General features: G+C 71.6%; 11 protein-coding genes and 1 pseudogene. 5 read left to right on the forward strand and 7 right to left on the reverse strand.

Annotation, left to right across the window (positions count from 1 at the left end):
• Window positions 1-141 precede the first annotated feature (141 nt).
• Window positions 142-531 (reverse strand): cell division protein SepF, encoded by a 390-nt coding sequence (locus tag AB0912_RS04050; RefSeq protein WP_081219895.1) that lies wholly within the window; start codon window positions 529-531, stop codon window positions 142-144.
• Window positions 532-839: 308 nt separating this feature from the next.
• Here AB0912_RS04050 and AB0912_RS04055 point away from each other — a divergent pair, with 308 nt between their 5' ends.
• A complete protein-coding gene (locus AB0912_RS04055; protein WP_366696369.1) occupies window positions 840-1619 on the forward strand; it encodes an SDR family NAD(P)-dependent oxidoreductase in 780 nt (259 codons plus the stop codon).
• Between the two features lie 316 nt (window positions 1620-1935).
• On the opposite strand, the gene AB0912_RS04060 is transcribed toward AB0912_RS04055, so the two are convergent.
• From AB0912_RS04060 to AB0912_RS04070, 3 genes are all read right to left on the reverse strand, one after another.
• The gene (locus tag AB0912_RS04060; RefSeq protein WP_366696370.1) at window positions 1936-3345 is read right to left on the reverse strand and encodes a hypothetical protein; all 1410 of its coding nucleotides are present in this window, start codon (window positions 3343-3345) and stop codon (window positions 1936-1938) included.
• Window positions 3346-3612: 267 nt separating this feature from the next.
• Complete coding sequence (locus tag AB0912_RS04065) at window positions 3613-4194, reverse strand: hypothetical protein (RefSeq protein WP_366696371.1); 582 nt, start codon at window positions 4192-4194, stop codon at window positions 3613-3615.
• 311 nt (window positions 4195-4505) lie between these two features.
• A complete protein-coding gene (locus AB0912_RS04070) occupies window positions 4506-5147 on the reverse strand; it encodes a superoxide dismutase (protein ID WP_366696372.1) in 642 nt (213 codons plus the stop codon).
• 63 nt (window positions 5148-5210) lie between these two features.
• Here AB0912_RS04070 and AB0912_RS04075 point away from each other — a divergent pair.
• A pseudogene (locus AB0912_RS04075) lies at window positions 5211-5646 on the forward strand (GNAT family N-acetyltransferase); the annotation flags it as partial.
• 46 nt (window positions 5647-5692) lie between these two features.
• On the opposite strand, the gene AB0912_RS04080 reads toward AB0912_RS04075, so the two are convergent.
• Complete coding sequence (locus AB0912_RS04080) at window positions 5693-7201, reverse strand: endo-1,3-alpha-glucanase family glycosylhydrolase (RefSeq protein ID WP_366696373.1); 1509 nt, start codon at window positions 7199-7201, stop codon at window positions 5693-5695.
• A gap of 115 nt (window positions 7202-7316) precedes the next feature.
• The gene (locus AB0912_RS04085; protein WP_366696374.1) at window positions 7317-8276 is read right to left on the reverse strand and encodes an LCP family protein; all 960 of its coding nucleotides are present in this window, start codon (window positions 8274-8276) and stop codon (window positions 7317-7319) included.
• A 566-nt stretch (window positions 8277-8842) separates the two neighbouring features.
• On the opposite strand from AB0912_RS04085, the gene AB0912_RS04090 reads away from it, so the two are divergent.
• On the forward strand, window positions 8843-10246 hold the full coding sequence (locus tag AB0912_RS04090; protein WP_366696375.1) for an exopolysaccharide biosynthesis polyprenyl glycosylphosphotransferase: 1404 nt from the start codon (window positions 8843-8845) through the stop codon (window positions 10244-10246).
• 71 nt (window positions 10247-10317) lie between these two features.
• Here AB0912_RS04090 and AB0912_RS04095 read toward each other — a convergent pair whose 3' ends face one another.
• Window positions 10318-11262 carry a GDP-L-fucose synthase gene (locus AB0912_RS04095; protein WP_366696376.1) on the reverse strand — a complete coding sequence of 315 codons (945 nt, stop codon included), beginning with the start codon at window positions 11260-11262 and terminating at the stop codon, window positions 10318-10320.
• A 152-nt stretch (window positions 11263-11414) separates the two neighbouring features.
• Between AB0912_RS04095 and gmd the strand changes: the two genes are divergently transcribed.
• Both gmd and AB0912_RS04105 read left to right on the forward strand, forming a co-directional pair.
• Window positions 11415-12428, forward strand: coding sequence for a GDP-mannose 4,6-dehydratase (gmd, locus tag AB0912_RS04100; RefSeq protein ID WP_366696377.1), 1014 nt, complete (start codon window positions 11415-11417; stop codon window positions 12426-12428).
• A 256-nt stretch (window positions 12429-12684) separates the two neighbouring features.
• Complete coding sequence (locus AB0912_RS04105) at window positions 12685-15408, forward strand: LamG-like jellyroll fold domain-containing protein (RefSeq protein WP_366696378.1); 2724 nt, start codon at window positions 12685-12687, stop codon at window positions 15406-15408.
• Window positions 15409-15523 lie beyond the last annotated feature (115 nt).

The raw sequence follows: 15523 nt of genomic DNA on the forward strand, positions 1-15523 counted from the left end.
GGGGAACCTTCCTACGATCGGGGGACGAATCCACCGGTTTGCAGGAGGGGTTCACCGGCAGCCTGGACCGATTCGTCCGGAAACGGGGCCCGTTCACCGGCGTACCGCCGCCATCTTCCCGCCCGTCCGCTCGGCGCGGGATCAGATCCCGGGGACCCCCGCTTCCTCCATCAGTCCGCGCACCTCTGTTCCGGGCGGGGTCAGCAGGAAGACGTTCCGGTCGACGCGGTGCATTCCGCTCGCGAGGCCGAACACCACGCCCGTACTGAAGTCGAGGACGCGCTTGGCGACTTCGCTCTCCGCGCCGGTCAGATCAAGGAGGACCGGGATGCCCGCCATCAGGGTCTCGGCCACATCGCGGGCGTCCGCGAAGACGTTGACCCTCAGGACCACGAAGCGGCGCCGCGCCTCGGTGGGGGCCTCGGGGATCGACCGGTGGCCGACCGAGGAGGGCCAGGCGTCCCGGCCACGCAACGGAACGACCTGGGCGAGCCCTCTCCACTGTTCATCGGTGACGTCGTGGCTGTTCATCGATCCACCCCGTCCTGGCTCGCACTCGTAGTCTGCACCGGGCAATTCTTACGCATGGTCACCCGTTCGGCCCAACAGCGACACGGTCCGCGACCCGGTTCACGTACGCCCCGCCCATCCTCTTCCGCCGCCGTGCCCCTGTTCGTCTACGGCTCCGCGTGCTGCAATACCCGCTCGCCGTCCGCCCGTTGACGGACGCGCGTCTCCCGGCACCGCGCCGGCAGCTGACAGACCGTAAAGGCCGGAGAAGCCGGAGAGGCCGGAAAGCCCGGAGAGGCCGGCATCCTCCGAACCCTTGGGAGACCGTGATGGCTCGGACATCGGATTTCTCGCGGCGCGCGGGTGTCGCGTTCGTCGCGGGCGGCACCGGCGGCATCGGCTCGGCGATCGTACGGACGCTCGCGGAGCGGGGCAGCGACGTGGTGTTCACCTACCGCTCCAGCGGCTCGGCGGCCGACGCGCTCGCCGAGGAGATCGCCGGGCTGGGACGCCGGGTCCGCGCGCTGCGGCTCGACCTGACGCAAGAGCGGGCGGTTGCCGCCGCCGTGTCCGAGTCGACGGCGGCACTCGGCGGCCTGCACACTCTCGTCCACGCGGCGGGACCGCACGTGCCGATGGTTCACCTGAGCCGGGTCACACCGAGTCAGTACCGCACTCAACTCGACGCGGAGGCGGGGGCCTTCTTCAACCTGGTGCACCCCGCGCTGCCGCCGCTGCGGGAGAGCCGAGGCAGTGTCGTCGCGGTCACCACCGTGGCCACCCGCCGCTTCCCGGTCCGCGACGGGCTCTCCTCGGGCACCAAGGGCGCCGTCGAGGCGGTCGCCCGCGCCCTCGCCGCCGAGGAGGGCCGCTACGGCGTCCGCGTCAACTGCGTCGCCCCCGGCATGCTGACCGACGGCATGGCCGCCCGCCTCATCGCCTCCGGCGAACTCGCCCCCGACGCCCTGGAGATCGCCCGCCGCAACATCCCCCTACGCCACTTCGGCACCGCCCAGGACATCGCCGAAGCGGTCGCCTTCCTGGCCTCGGACCACGCGTCCTTCATCACCGGCCAGGCGCTGGGGGTGGACGGGGGGTACAGCGTGTAGGGAGGGAGTGAGGGTCGACCGGGCTGTGTGGGACGGGCGCCGGCACGAGTACCGGGAGCGTGAGGAGCGGGAGCGCCCCAGGAGTACGGGGTCGTGCCGCACGGAGTACGGGGTCGTGCCGCACGGCGTACGGGGTCGTGCCGCACGGAGTACGGGGTCGTGCCGCACGGAGTACGGGGTCGTGCCGCACGGCGTACGGGGTCGTGGCGCCGGGAATACGGGTACGGCCTCGCGACCGGCGCACGTCCACGGTACTGGCGTCCCGGCTGACGGCCCCCGTAGGCTCTCGCGGCTCCGCCCACCCTCGGCCGGCCCGTCAACCGATGTCGCCCGCACCGCCCGCCGCGTCGGCCGGACGCGGGCCCTCCTCGCTGTCCATGTACTCGATCACGGCCAGTACCAGCAGGGCCACCACCGCGGTCCAGACGGTGACGGCGGCGGTGGGGTAGGGCCAGGTGAGAAGGGTGGCGGCGGCGACGGCCACCACCGTCCAGTCGAGCCAGGTCTTGGTGCGGTGCACCCAGGCGCCGGGGGCGCCCAGATCCAGGCCGACCGCGTCGCGTACGGCGCCGATGCCGCCGCGCCAGGCGGCCAGGACCCGGGTGGCGGCACGGCCGTCGCCGGTCAGCCAGGCGGCCAGGGCCACGACGACACCGAGGGTGATCACCATCCGTACCGTCGTCCGTAGATAGCGCACGAGGGTGTCGAAGACCGAGCCCGCGGCGGGCTGGGAGACCCCCGAGGGGAGGCTGTCGAGGTAGATCCCCCGGAAGATCCACAGCGCGATACCGAGGACGGCGGCCCCCGCGGCCACCGCGAGGGCCGCCGTGACCAGGGCGCGGCGCCTGCGGATGGCGAGGAGTACCCCGCCGGCCGCCAGCAGCAGGGTCAGCACCGGCAGCCAGAACCCGACGATCTGGAGGAGCCGGTAGAACTTCTTGGCCTTGCCGATGGATTCGGAGTTCATGACCGTGAACTCGGCGTGCACCTCCGGGATCTTCGCGGCGAGGCCGAGTCCCCTGTCGACGAGGGCCTGTTTGACGCGGGCGATGACGGGGGCGAGGTCGATGACGACGGCGTCGTGGGTGAGTTTGACGGCTCCGCCGCCGCTTCCGGTCAGCGCCTTGTTGGCGGAGGCGTGGGCCGTCCTGTTGAGGTCGGTCCACAGGGTGGCGAACGCGTCGCCGGCGACGAACCTCTCCGCCGTGCTGTGCACGAAGTCGGTGAGCCCGCTGGTGATCGGCCCGCTCAGCGGCCCCAGGGCCTTGGTCAGCCGGGGCCGGTCGTCGGGGGCGACGGAGGTGAGCAGCGACCGGATGTCGACGTACTGCATGACGGCGGTGGTCACCCGGTCGGCGACGGCGTTCTGGACGTCGGGGTCGGAGGCGAGGGGCTTCATGGTCGAGACGTAGCGGTCGGTGTCCCCGATCAGGTCGCTCGACCAGGCCGCCACGGCGCCGAGCGGGGTGAGCACGGCCGCCACGAGGATCAGGAGGACCGCGAAGAACGGGCGCACCCAGTGCCGTTGGGCAGTCGGGCGCCGGCGTCGCTCCAATTCCGCGACCCTGGCCCGCAGTTCGGCGAGTTCCCGGGCAGCGCCGCTGCCGTATCCATATCCGTGACCGTCGTCGTTGCCATTGCCATTGCCATTGCCATTGCCCTTGCCGCTGCCGCGACCCGGACCGTTCGCATGGCCTTCGCGGGGCAGTCCGTCTTCGCCGTTCATACGATCTCCGCGACAGCGACCGCGACCGCGAGGCCGGGCGCCGGACGCGGGTTCCGGCGCCCGGCGGGCTGTCCGGCCGGCTCTTCGGACCGCTGACAGGCCCCTGCGCCGCCGCCGCGCTGGCCGGCGGGTGTCCGGTCGGTCACGTCATCCATGGCACGTCTCGTTCCGCTCGGCCGCTCGTCCGCTCGGTTCCGGCGTCCTGCGCCGCGCCCCTGCCCCCTCGCGTCGGGACGGGGCAGGGGCGGGGGCAGAGCGAGTGGCAGGTCAGCGCGCCTGGGGTTGGCGCGGCGACCGGGGCGAGGACCGCGGCCCGGACGGTGGCCGTTGTGAGTGCGGCCGGTAAGTGGCGAGGGCCCAGATCACGAAGATGTCGATCGCGATCATGATGACCGCCCAGATCGGCGCGTACGGCAGGAACATGAAGTGGAACAGCATGCTCACCGCCGCCAGCGCGATACCCGTCAGGCGGGCCCATTCGGCGCCCTTCAGGATGCCCGCGCCGACGGCCGCCGCGATCACGCCGACGATCAGCAGGATCCAGCCCCAGCCGGTGAGGTTGATGCGGTACACGTAGTCGTCGACGCGGGTGTACACATCGTCCTTGGCGAGGGCGGAGATGCCCTGGAGGATGTTGAGGAAGCCGTTGACCAGCAGGAGGACACCGGCGAAGGTGACTCCGCCCGCGGCCCAGGCGCTGTCGCCCGACGGGGGCGGCCCGAACTCTCCTCCGGCGGGCGCCGCGCCGGACCACTGGTCTCCCCACAGCGGCATGTCGCCGCCGCTCGGCTGGGACCCGGTGCCGCCACCCGGCGGCGGGGTCGGGGGCTGCGAAGCGTCCTGGCTCATGCTCGACCACCTCGATGTACTGTCGGCCGTTGGCCGTCCCGGTGCGGGAGCAGCGGGGAATTCGAGCCTCCGCCGCCACTCCCCCGCCCGCCACGGGGGCTCCGCCAACCGGGTGACGCCACGACGCCGGGCCGCACCACCCGAGGGCCCACCCGCCCCCGGGGCGCCCCCGGCCCGGAGAGCCCCACCCGCACTCTCGGGAAGTCCGGGCTCCGGACCCTGGAGAGCCCCCTGCGCGTGACGCTCGCCCTCGCCGGCGCCCGGCGAGTAGACGGTCACGCGCAGGGGGCACCCGTCGCGCGCCTACGACCTCACGGCGCGAGCAGCAGACTGTCGCCGCGCTCCTTGGCCGCCGCGTAACGCCGGGCCACGTCCTGCCAGTTGACGACGGCCCACATCGCCTCGATGAAGTCGACCTTCTGGTTCTTGTACTGGAGGTAGAAGGCGTGCTCCCAGGCGTCGAAGACCAGGATCGGGGTCGAGCCCTGTCCGACGTTGCCCTGGTGGTCGTAGACCTGCTCGACGATCAGGCGTCCGCTCAGCGGCTCGTAGGCGAGGACGCCCCAGCCGGAGCCCTGGGTGGTCGCGGCGGCCTTGGTCAACTGCGCCTTGAAGCCGGCGAAGGAGCCGAACGACTCGGTGATCGCGTCCGCGAGGTCGCCCACGCCGTCGGCGGCCAGGGGCTCGCCGCCGCCGTCGCCGGTCATGTTGTGCCAGTAGATGCTGTGCAGGATGTGCCCGGAGAGGTGGAAGGCCAGGTTCTTCTCCAGGCCGTTGATCGACCCCCACGCCTCCTTGTCCCGGGCCTCCGCGAGCTGCTCCAGCGTGTCGTTCGCGCCCTTGACGTACGCCGCGTGGTGCTTGTCGTGGTGCAGCTCGATGATCTGCGGATTGATGACCGGTTCGAGCGCCGCGTAGTCGTAGGGAAGCTCCGGGAGCGTGTACACCGCCATGTTCAACATCCTCCGCCATAATTGCAATCAATGTGCAGTTGCACACTAACAGCAAGAGGTGGACGAGTGCAGGAAGATGTACGCCGGCCGGGGTTCACCGCCGTGACCGCCGTACGGGACGGGGAGGTGCTCGGGTTCGGGACGGCCTGGACCACCGGGGCGCCGTTCCCCGCCGGCCGGTGCCATCCACAGGCCGCCGCCGGACTCGGCGCCGCGCGCACCGCCGCGTGGCTGTGCGGGGCCCGGGAGATAGACGAACTCGCCGTCCGCCCCGCCGAGCGCGGCACCGGTCTCGCGGGCCGCCTGCTGGACGCGGTCACCGCCGGCGCGCCGGGCGGCCGTGCCTGGCTGCTGGCGTCCGTACGGTCGGGCCGGGCCCCGTCCTTCTACCGCCGCCAGGGCGGGCTGGACCCAGGCCACGCGTCCGTCCCCGGACGGCACGGGTGTCGCCGTCTTCCTCGGCCCGCGCCATCCCGCGCGCACGCGGGCCGCGCTACCGCCCCGAGAACCGCCGGCCGGCCGAACCGCCGCCCAGGAGGCGGACGTCACCTCCCGCTGGAGACCCCGTAGTACTGCAAGTCCTGCACGGCAGACGTCCGTTGGGCCGGGTAGCGGGTGGTGACGGCCGCCGCGGTGTCACCGGCGCGGCGGGCGATGACCTGGGTGCGGCCCGGACTCAGCGGCAGCGTATGGGCGTTGACGCCGACGGGGGCCTGATAGCCGTACGGGACGGTGCCCACCCGGGCGGAGACGGAGGCGGGCGCGGTCAGGAAGGTGAGCAGCTCCACCTGGTCGCGCGGGGGCGCGGTGCCCGCGCGGGGCCGCATCAGCCGGGCCTGCTGGACGCCACCGCCGCCGGTGAACTGGACGCGGGAGGTGACGTACACGGTGTCGCGGACGATCCGCGGCCAGGCGCCGGTCTTGAACCGGGTGAGGTAGTACGAGGAGATGTCCAGGTAGGTGTGGCCGTTGTGCAGCGAGGGGGCGAACTGGCTGCCCTCGGAGTAGTCGTTCCAGGTGGTGAGCTGCACCCAGTCGGCGCCGTCGGAGATCGCGTGGTTCCAGGTCGAGCGCAGGGTGGCGGTGTTGCCTGCCTCGTCGTAGATGCCCTGGTTGGGCCGGGCGTCCTGCACGGACACGGCCTGCATCCACTTCTTGCCGAGCGAGTGGGCGAGCTGGATGTCGCCGGGGACGTTGTCCTGCCGGGCGTAACTGCGGTTGCCCCACGACGAGAAGGCGTAGCTGAGCGGCGCGAAGCGCTGGGCGTTGGAGCGGAAGTCGAGGAAGACCGGGACGAGCGCGGTGTTGATGCCGTGCCGGCGCAGCCGGTCGGTGACCTGGTTCCACCAGGCCGGGTCCTGGGCCTCGGCCTTGAAGGGGGACACCACGAGACGTCCGTCCGGCAGGCGGTACGCGGCGGGGGCGGCGGCGAGCTGGGCCAACTGGTCGGCGAGCGTGCGCGGATCGGTGTGCAGGGACGTCATGTCCGGCATGAGGACGATCCGGAAGGCGGGGTCGACGCGGTGCGCGGCGCGCAGCAGCAGGTCGACCCGCTGACGGTTGGGGCCGGCCAGGGAGAGGAGGTCGACGGTGAAGCCGTCGATGCCGGCCGCGCTGGCCGTCCTCACCTCCTTCTCCAGGTTGGCGAGTTGCCAGTCGCCGGTGGAGGGGGCGACCGGTTCGGGCCGGTCGCGCAGGAGTCCGCCGTAGGCCGCGTGCTTGCCCTGTTCGCCCTGGGGGGTGAGGTAGTTGCGGGTGTAGTAGTCCCGGGAGGCGGGCTGGTTGTCGAGGGAGAGCGGGTAGGGCGTGAAGTAGTGCGCGAAGACCAGGTGAGGGCCGGCCCGCAGCGTGCCGGCGGGCGGCAGGTCGAAGGGGAGCGCCGTGGCGTCGGCCCGATCGGCGGCGGAGGTCCTGTCCTGCCGGTCGAGGGCCAGTCCGGTGCCGGCGACGATGCCGATGAGGAGCAGCCCGAAGAGGGCTCCGAGCACGGTGCGCCGCCGCCTGCCGGGCGGTCTGCGGTGCTGGCGCGTGGGACGTGCGGGCTGATCCGTCATGGGTGTCCTCCGCGGACGCCGATGGGCCACCGGGGGCGAACTCTACTGCACGGGCCGCCCGTTGGGTGACGTTCTGTCACACGACCGGCGACCCTGCGTGATCATCGCGGTGCGGTCAGGACGTCGTGGCGCCGAGTTTGTCGACGTCGTGGGACTGGAGGTAGACGTCGAGGGCGTCCTCGCGCATCGCCCGCCACAGGTCGGTGCCGGATTTCTGGTCGAGGAGGACGACGGACTGGCCGGAGATGGTGTCGGTGCCCTTGGCGGGGGCGTTCATGAAGACCATGTTCCCGGGGCGGACCTTCTTGTTGTCCCAGAGCAGGTCGCGCAGGTCGCCGTCGCCGAGCCGGTCGTCGACGCTGACGGCGGCGGTGAGGTCGTCCAGGACCTTGCCGGCCTTGACCGGGTTCTTGAAGGTTGATGGCCGCATGACCTTCGCCAACACCGTGCGCAGGAAGTACTGCTGACGGTGCGTCCGGTCGAAGTCGCCGCGGGCGAGGTGGTGCCGCTCGCGCACGTAGGTGAGGGCCTCGGTGCCGTTCATGTGGCGGCTGGCGCCGTCCACGACGAGGTCCACACCGCCCACGGAGTCGGTGAGCTTCTTGAAGCCGTCCCAGTCGATGACGGCGAGGTGGTCGACGCGCACCTTGGTCAGCCGCTGGACGGTGTCGATGAGCAGCGGCGGCCCGCCCCACGAGAAGGAGGCGTTGAGCTTGGCCTTGCCGTGTCCGGGGATGTCCACCCAGGCGTCCCGGGGCAGCGAGACGACGTAGGCGCCGGAGTGGTCGGCCGGGAGGTGGACCAGCATCATCGTGTCGCTGCGCTGGGCCCCGTACTTCCACTCGGGGGCCTTGGCGTCGCGGCCGGTGGTCGGCAGGTCGGAGCGGCTGTCGACGCCGACGAGCAGGAACGTCTGTCCGCCGGCGGAGGCGGCCGGCTGTTCCGCTGCGGGCACCTTCGGGAAGACGCCGGAGATCCGGTCGACCTTCCCGGTGTAGTGGTCGACGGCCCACCAGGCGGCGCCGCCCATCAGCAGCAGGGCCACCGCGAACAGCACGAGCGCCCCGAGGAGCACCCGTCGCGTGCGGCTCCCGCGCCGCCTCGGGCGCGCCGGAGCGGTGCCCGCGGCGGCGTCAACTCCCTTGTCTCCAGGGTCATTCGGGCGACCGGTGTCGTTCACCCGGTCGGATACATCCGGGCCGCTTCTGCTCAGCGCCGCGTCCCGGTCCGCCCCTGCGTCCCGGCCCGTCACATCGGCCTCGGCCGTGTTCCTGTCCCCCACCACGTACCCCCCACCTCACGCCGGTACGGCCCCTTCCGCACCGGGCGCACACTGTAGCCAGCCCTCTCGGTGATCGTACGGGTTTTCGGAAGTCTGTCACCGGGCGCGGTCAACGGGCGTGCGCGAAGCGCCATTTCGTACGGCTCGGCACTTCTCGGTGACGTTCACGTAAACGCTCACATGCGTACACAAGTTTGCCGTACTGTTCACCGTCGTGCCGCATGTTCGACGAATAGGCGTTCGCGACATCCGGCGACTCGTGCTGCTGAATGTGCCTGGGGGGGTACATGTGGGATGTTCAGGCCACTGAATCCGACAGATCACGCAAGGCGCGCTCACGGGCGCGCTCTTCACTCTGGATGGGGCGCAAGTCCCGTTGGTATCTTCCCGCGTCGCTGATCACCGATCTGGTCGGCGCGGGCGTACCGGTCACCTTGATGTTCTCCGCCACCCGCCAGCCGTGGCCCGTGCCGAGCGGCATCGTGGCCGGACTCGCCTGGGCGGGCGTCCAGTTGTTCCGCTCACGGTACGCGGCGCGCACCATCGGCGAGAGCCGGGGCACCCTGCCGGTGCTGCACGACTGGTTCATCCTGCTGGGCGTGCTGGCGGTGGTGCACGCGTCGGCCGGGATCAGGCTGCGGGCGCCTTTGTGCCTGCTCGCCCTGCTGCCCGCCCTGCTGCTGACGCTGCTGTGCCGCAAGGCGGTGCACCGTCATCTCGCCGCCGTGCGCCGCAACGCCCAGGCCGTGATCAAGGTGCTGGTGGTGGGCGAACCGGCCGCGGCCGACGGCGTCACCGCCCATCTCGCCTCGCGCACCGACCATCCCTACGTGGCGGTGGGTGCCGTACCGGTGGGCTCGGGCCCGTTCGACTCGGGGATCAGGACCGTGGAGCGGCTCGCCGCCACCGCGCCGGAGGCCCCGGCGGAGGACGCCAACCTGGTGATCAGCGCGGTGCACCGGCTCGGCGCCGACCTGGTGCTCGTCGTACCCGGCGCCGTGGTCTCCGGGGAGCGGCTGCGGCGGCTGTCCTGGGGGCTGCACGACGCCGGCATCGAACTGTTCGTCGCACCGGGCCTGGTGGAGGTCTCCGTCAAGCGGCTGGAGACCGGATCGGCCGGCGGGCTGTCGCTGCTGCGGGTCGCGCCGCCGGTCCGCGAGGGCATGCAGCCGCTGCTCAAGGAGGTCCTGGACCGGGCGACCGCGCTCGTGGGGCTGCTGGCGCTCGCGCCGGTGCTGCTGCTGGTGGCGGTCGCGGTGAAGCTGTCCTCGCGCGGCCCGGTGCTCTATCTGCACGAGCGCATCGGCCGGGCCGGCCGGCCCTTCGTGATGTGGAAGTTCCGCACCATGCGGGTCGGCTCCGACCGGCTGAAGGCGGAACTGGCCGAGGAGAACGAGAACGACGGGCTGATGTTCAAGATGCGCCGGGACCCGCGGGTCACCCGGGTCGGCCACTGGCTGCGGCGCACCTCGCTGGACGAACTGCCCCAGCTCGTCAACGTCCTCAAGGGTGACATGTCCCTGGTCGGCCCGCGTCCGCCGCTCGCCGACGAGGTGGCGCACTACACGCCCGTCGAGTGGCGCCGGCTGAGCGTACGGCCGGGCATGACCGGGCTGTGGCAGATCAGCGGACGCTCGGACCTGTCCTGGGACGAAACGGTTCAGCTCGATCTCAGCTATGTCGACAACTGGTCCTTCACCAGCGATGTCGACGTCATGGCCCGCACCTTCCGCGCCGTCGTCGACGGCCGCGGGGCGTACTGAGAGGGCCGCCCGTGAGAGCACACGTCCCCGGCGCGCGGCGCGCGCCGGGGTCCGTCGTCCGGCCGGCCCCGTCAGCCGTCGAGGCCGCCGCGCCAGTGGGCGTAGGTGGCGGCGATGCCGTCGCGCAGCGCGATCTCCGGCTTCCAGCCGAGGTCCGCGAGCCGGGAGATGTCGAGCAGCTTGCGCGGGGTGCCGTCGGGCCGGCTGGTGTCCCAGCCGATCCGTCCGGTGAAGCCGGTCACCTCGGCGACGGTGGCGGCCAGTTCGCGGATGGTGAGGTCGCTGCCGCAGCCGACGTTCACCGGTTCGTCGCCGTCGTAGGAGCGCAGCAGCAGGGCGCAGGCGGCGGCGAGATCGTCCACGTGCAGAAACTCCCGGCGCGGGGTGCCGCTGCCCCACAGGACGACCTCCTCGCGCCCCTCTTCCGCGGCCTCGTGGAAGCGGCGGATCAGGGCGGGCAGGACGTGCGAGGTCTCCAGGTCGAAGTTGTCGCCGGGTCCGTAGAGGTTGGTGGGCATGGCGCTGATGAAGGACGCGCCGTACTGCCGGCGGTAGGACTGCACCTGGACGATCCCGGCGATCTTCGCGAGGGCGTAGGCCTCGTTGGTGGGCTCCAGCGGTCCGGTCAGCAGCGCGTCCTCGCTGATCGGCTGGGGGGCGTGCTTGGGGTAGATGCACGAGGACCCGAGGAAGAGCAGACGGCCCACTCCGGCGGCGTGGGCGCCGGATATCACGCTGAGCTGGATCTGGAGGTTCTCCTCCAGGAACTGCACCGGCTGGGTGCTGTTGGCCATGATCCCGCCGACCTTCGCGGCGGCGAGCACCACGGCGTCCGGGCGCAGGTCGGCCAGTTCGGCCGCGGTGCGCGCGGCGTCGCGCAGGTCCAGTTCGGCACGGGTACGGGTGAGCACCTCGTGCCCGTCGGCGGCGAGCCGGCGGGCCACGGCGGAGCCCACCAGGCCACGGTGGCCGGCGACGAAGACACGGGCGCGTTCGGGCAGGAGCGATGCGGTCATATGCCGGATCATGCCAGGCGTCGCCCGACCGGGCCGCCCATACCGGCAACTCAGCCGAAATTTCCTGTAGTTCATGACATGCGACCCGCGCACCGCGGGCGTACGGACCGGATCCGTCCGTGTGGCGGATACGGCAGGGAGGGGAACACCGCATGACCAAGACCGCGCTGATCACCGGCGTGACCGGGCAGGACGGCTCGTACCTGGCGGAGCTACTGCTGTCGAAGGGCTACCGGGTGCACGGCCTGGTGCGGCGGTCGTCCAGCTTCAACACCGAGCGGATCGACCACATCTACCAGGGCCCCCAGGAGGCGGAGCGGCGCTTCGTGCTGCACCACGCCGACCTCTCCGACGGGGTGGCGCTGGTGAACCTGCTGCGCGAGATACAGCCGGACGAGGTGTACAACCTGGGCGCCCAGTCGCATGTGCGGGTGTCCTTCGACGCGCCGCTCTACACCGGTGACGTGACGGGCCTCGGCGCGCTGCGGCTGCTGGAGGCCATCCGGGCGAGCGGGGTGGAGACCCGTATCTACCAGGCCTCGTCCTCGGAGATGTTCGGCTCGACCCCGCCGCCGCAGAACGAGGACACCCCCTTCCACCCGCGCAGCCCGTACGGCGCCGCGAAGGTCTTCGGATACTGGGCGACGGTCAACTACCGTGAGGCGTACGGGATGTTCGCGGTCAACGGCATCCTGTTCAACCACGAGTCGCCGCGCCGGGGCGAGACCTTCGTGACCCGGAAGATCACCCGCGCCGTCGCCCGTATCAAGGCCGGTCTCCAGGACCGTCTCTACCTCGGCAACCTCGACGCGGTCCGCGACTGGGGTTACGCGCCCGAGTACGTCGACGCGATGTGGCGGATGCTCCAGCACGACGAGCCGACGGACTACGTGGTGGCCACCGGAGTCCCCGCCACCGTGCGGCAGTTCGTGGAGACCGCGTTCACGCACGCCGGGCTCGACTGGAACGAGCACGTGCGCTACGACCCCAAGTACGAGCGCCCCAGCGAGGTCGACGCGCTGATCGGCGACGCGTCCAAGGCGCAGGAGCTGCTCGGCTGGAAGCCGACCGTGCTGGTCGAGGAGCTGGCCCGGATCATGGTCGACGCCGATGTGGAGCAGGTGGAGAAGGAACTCGCGGGCGCCGTCGTGCGCATCGACCGCTGAGGCGGCAGACCCGCGGAAGGGGCCGGCCGCCCGTGACACGGCGGTCGTGTGTGGCCGGTGGGACTGCCGGGAGTCACGGGTTTCCCGTGAACACCTTGAAATTTCCTACCAGATGAGTCAAGTGCGTTCCATGACGTGTCATGTACTCGTATGGTTCGCGAGCAAACAGTTCACGCGGCCCGCGCGGATCAGGGGAAACCCCGCCGGGCACGCCGAGGCAATGGGTCCGTGAACGGGCCCGGAAGCCGGGGGGTTCATGCACAGATCCAGAGGGCTCAGCGCCGCCCTTGTCCTTTCCACAGCGGCAGGCCTGGGCCTGGTGGCCCTGCCGCAACCGGCCGTGGCGCTCACCGCGCCGGTCGCCTTCACCGCCGACGACCTGCCGACCTGGCAGACCAACGGCATCGTGTGGGCGCTGGCGGAGGCGGGCGGCACGGTCTTCGCCGGCGGCACCTTCTCGCAGGTGCGTCCGCCCCAGGGGGGCAGCGGCAGCGCGCAGAACGCGGTGAACTTCGTCGCGCTGAACGCGGCGACCGGCAGTCCGACATCCTGCACCCTGTCCTTCACGATCGGCAGCGGCAGCGCGACCGTACGCGCGCTCGCCGTGTCACCGGACAAGAAGACGCTGTACGCGGGCGGTTACTTCGGCGCGGTCAACGGCACGCCGGTCAGCAGCCTCGCCGCGATCGACATCGCCACCTGCACGCCCAAGGCGAACTTCCACCCGAGCGTCTCCGCCACCGTGCGGGCCCTCGCCGTCACCGACGACACCGTGTACCTGGGCGGCGACTTCACCTCGGTCGGCGGCAGCGCGCACGCGCGGTACGCGGCGGTGGACGCCACCAGCGGCGCCGTCAAGCCCTTCCAGGCCGACGTCGACCAGCCCGGCCGGGCCGTCGCGGTCACCCCGGACGGCAACAACGTGATCCTCGGCGGTGACTTCTTCACCGTCAACGGCGCGAACTCGCACGCCCTCGCGGTCGTCGACTCCGCCACGGGCGCCAACGTCCGCACCTACCCCGGGTTCATCGAGACCAACTCGGTGGTCAAGGCGCTCGACACGGACGCCACCGGCTTCTACACCGGCAACGAGGGCACCGGCGGCGGTGTCTTCGACGGCCGCATCGCCCTCGACCTGTCCACCCTGAACCAGCGCTGGCGCGACACCTGCCTCGGCGCCACCCAGGCCGTCAAGTCGTACCAGGACGTGGTCTACAGCGCCTCGCACGCGCACGACTGCTCCAGCGTCGGGGAGTTCCCCGACGGGCGCCGTCACCACCTGCTCGCGGAGCCGACCTCCGGCACCAACAAGCTGGGCTGGTTCCCGGACACCAACGACGGTCTCGGCGAGGGCATCGGCCCGCGTGCCATGGTCGTCTCGGAGACCTCGAACAACAAGTACATGTGGGTCGGCGGCGAGTTCACCACCGTGAACGGCGCCGCGGCCCAGGGCCTCACGCGCTTCGCGGCGACCCCGGACGTCGGCGCGCCGACCGTCCCGGCGGTCAGCGTGGAGTCGGTCAAGCCGACCGAGACGCACCTGCGCTGGCGGGCCAGCCTCGACACGGACGACACCAAGCTGACGTACAAGGTGTACCGCAACGGCGGTTCCACGCCGGTGTACACGGTCGACGGCGACTCCGTGGAGTGGTCGCGCCCGCAGCTCTCGTTCACCGACACCAACGTCACCGCCGGTTCCACCTACAGCTACCGGGTGACCGCCACGGACGGGGCGGGCAACGCCTCCGCGCTGTCCGCGACGGCCACGGTGACGGTGCCGACCTCCGCCCAGAAGTACCCGGCGAAGGTGCTCGACGACGGCGCCAACCTGTACTGGCGCTATGACGAGTCGGCCACCCCGTTCGTCGGCGACACCTCCTCCGGCGACCAGAGCGGCATCCACGTGGGCGGACCCGCGCTGCGCCAGACTCCGGCGGCCGTGACCGGTCCGTCCACCGCCATCGGGTTCAACGGCACCGACCAGCTCGTCTACAGCGACAAGCGCACCACGGTGCCGAACCAGTACTCGATCGAGACCTGGTTCAAGACGACCACGACCAGCGGCGGCAAGCTCGTCGGGTTCGGCGACAACACCACGCGGGCCAGCGGTAATTACGACAAGCACGTCTACATGCGCAACGACGGCCGGCTGGTCTTCGGCGTGTGGACGGGCTCGGCCCGCACCATCACCACCTCCGCCGGATACAACAACGGCGCCTGGCACCACGTCGTCGCCACCCAGGGTCCCTCCGGGATGGCCCTGTACGTCGACGGCGCCCAGGCGGGCACGCTCGCCGAGTCCAACAACCAGTCGTACAGCGGTTACTGGCACGTCGGCGGCGACAACCTCAACGGGTGGCCGAACCAGCCGTCCAGCAACTACTTCGCCGGACAGATCGACGAGACGGCGATCTACCCGTCGGTGCTGAGCCCGGCCCAGGTGCAGAGCCACTACACCCTGGCCACCGCTCCGGCCGACAGCGTGCAGACCGTCCGCGCCACGGACGACACGTACGTCAACGCCGGTGCCCCGAGCACCACGTACGGCACCTCCACCTCGCTGGCGGTGCGCGGCAGCGCGGCGTACGAGACGTACCTGCGCTTCGACCTGCCGGCGGCGCCGGCCGGGACCGTGCTCAAGAGCGCGCGGCTCGCGGTGAAGACGACCACGCTGAGCAGTGCGGGCAGCACGGACGACTTCGCCGTACGGCCGGTGACCGGAAGCTGGACGGAGGCGGGGACGACGTTCAACTCCAGGCCCGCGCTGTCCTCGACCTCGATCGGTACCCTCAGCGGGGCCACCGAGATCTCGACGGTCTACTCGGCGGCGCTCGACACCTCGGCGCTCTCGCCCGCGCTGGGCGGCGGCTACGACGTGGCGCTCACCAGCACCGGGGCGGACGCCCTGTGGCTGTGGTCCCGTGAGGCCACGGCGGCGGAGAACACCCCGCAGCTGGTGCTGACCTTCGGGGCGCCGTAACCCTCACGGCGTCCCCGTGGGGGGGGGCCGCCGGGCGGGGGGCCCGCGGGCCCCCCCCCCCCCCCCCGGGGCGCCCCCCCCGGGGGGGGGCCCCCGGCACACCCCCCCCCCCGGG

The organism is Streptomyces sp. NPDC007084, from assembly GCF_040703595.1.
In the GTDB taxonomy this organism is placed as follows: domain Bacteria; phylum Actinomycetota; class Actinomycetes; order Streptomycetales; family Streptomycetaceae; genus Streptomyces.

Excerpts from the sequence above, each read along its gene's own strand:
- AB0912_RS04050 (WP_081219895.1), bottom strand. The coding sequence starts at position 531 with ATGAACAGCCACGACGTCACCGATGAACAGTGGAGAGGGCTCGCCCAG.
- AB0912_RS04055 (WP_366696369.1), top strand. The coding sequence starts at position 840 with ATGGCTCGGACATCGGATTTCTCGCGGCGCGCGGGTGTCGCGTTCGTC.
- AB0912_RS04060 (WP_366696370.1), bottom strand. The coding sequence starts at position 3,345 with ATGAACGGCGAAGACGGACTGCCCCGCGAAGGCCATGCGAACGGTCCG.
- AB0912_RS04065 (WP_366696371.1), bottom strand. The coding sequence starts at position 4,194 with ATGAGCCAGGACGCTTCGCAGCCCCCGACCCCGCCGCCGGGTGGCGGC.
- AB0912_RS04070 (WP_366696372.1), bottom strand. The coding sequence starts at position 5,147 with ATGGCGGTGTACACGCTCCCGGAGCTTCCCTACGACTACGCGGCGCTC.
- AB0912_RS04080 (WP_366696373.1), bottom strand. The coding sequence starts at position 7,201 with ATGACGGATCAGCCCGCACGTCCCACGCGCCAGCACCGCAGACCGCCC.
- AB0912_RS04090 (WP_366696375.1), top strand. The coding sequence starts at position 8,843 with ATGGGGCGCAAGTCCCGTTGGTATCTTCCCGCGTCGCTGATCACCGAT.
- AB0912_RS04095 (WP_366696376.1), bottom strand. The coding sequence starts at position 11,262 with ATGACCGCATCGCTCCTGCCCGAACGCGCCCGTGTCTTCGTCGCCGGC.
- gmd (WP_366696377.1), top strand. The coding sequence starts at position 11,415 with ATGACCAAGACCGCGCTGATCACCGGCGTGACCGGGCAGGACGGCTCG.
- AB0912_RS04105 (WP_366696378.1), top strand. The coding sequence starts at position 12,685 with ATGCACAGATCCAGAGGGCTCAGCGCCGCCCTTGTCCTTTCCACAGCG.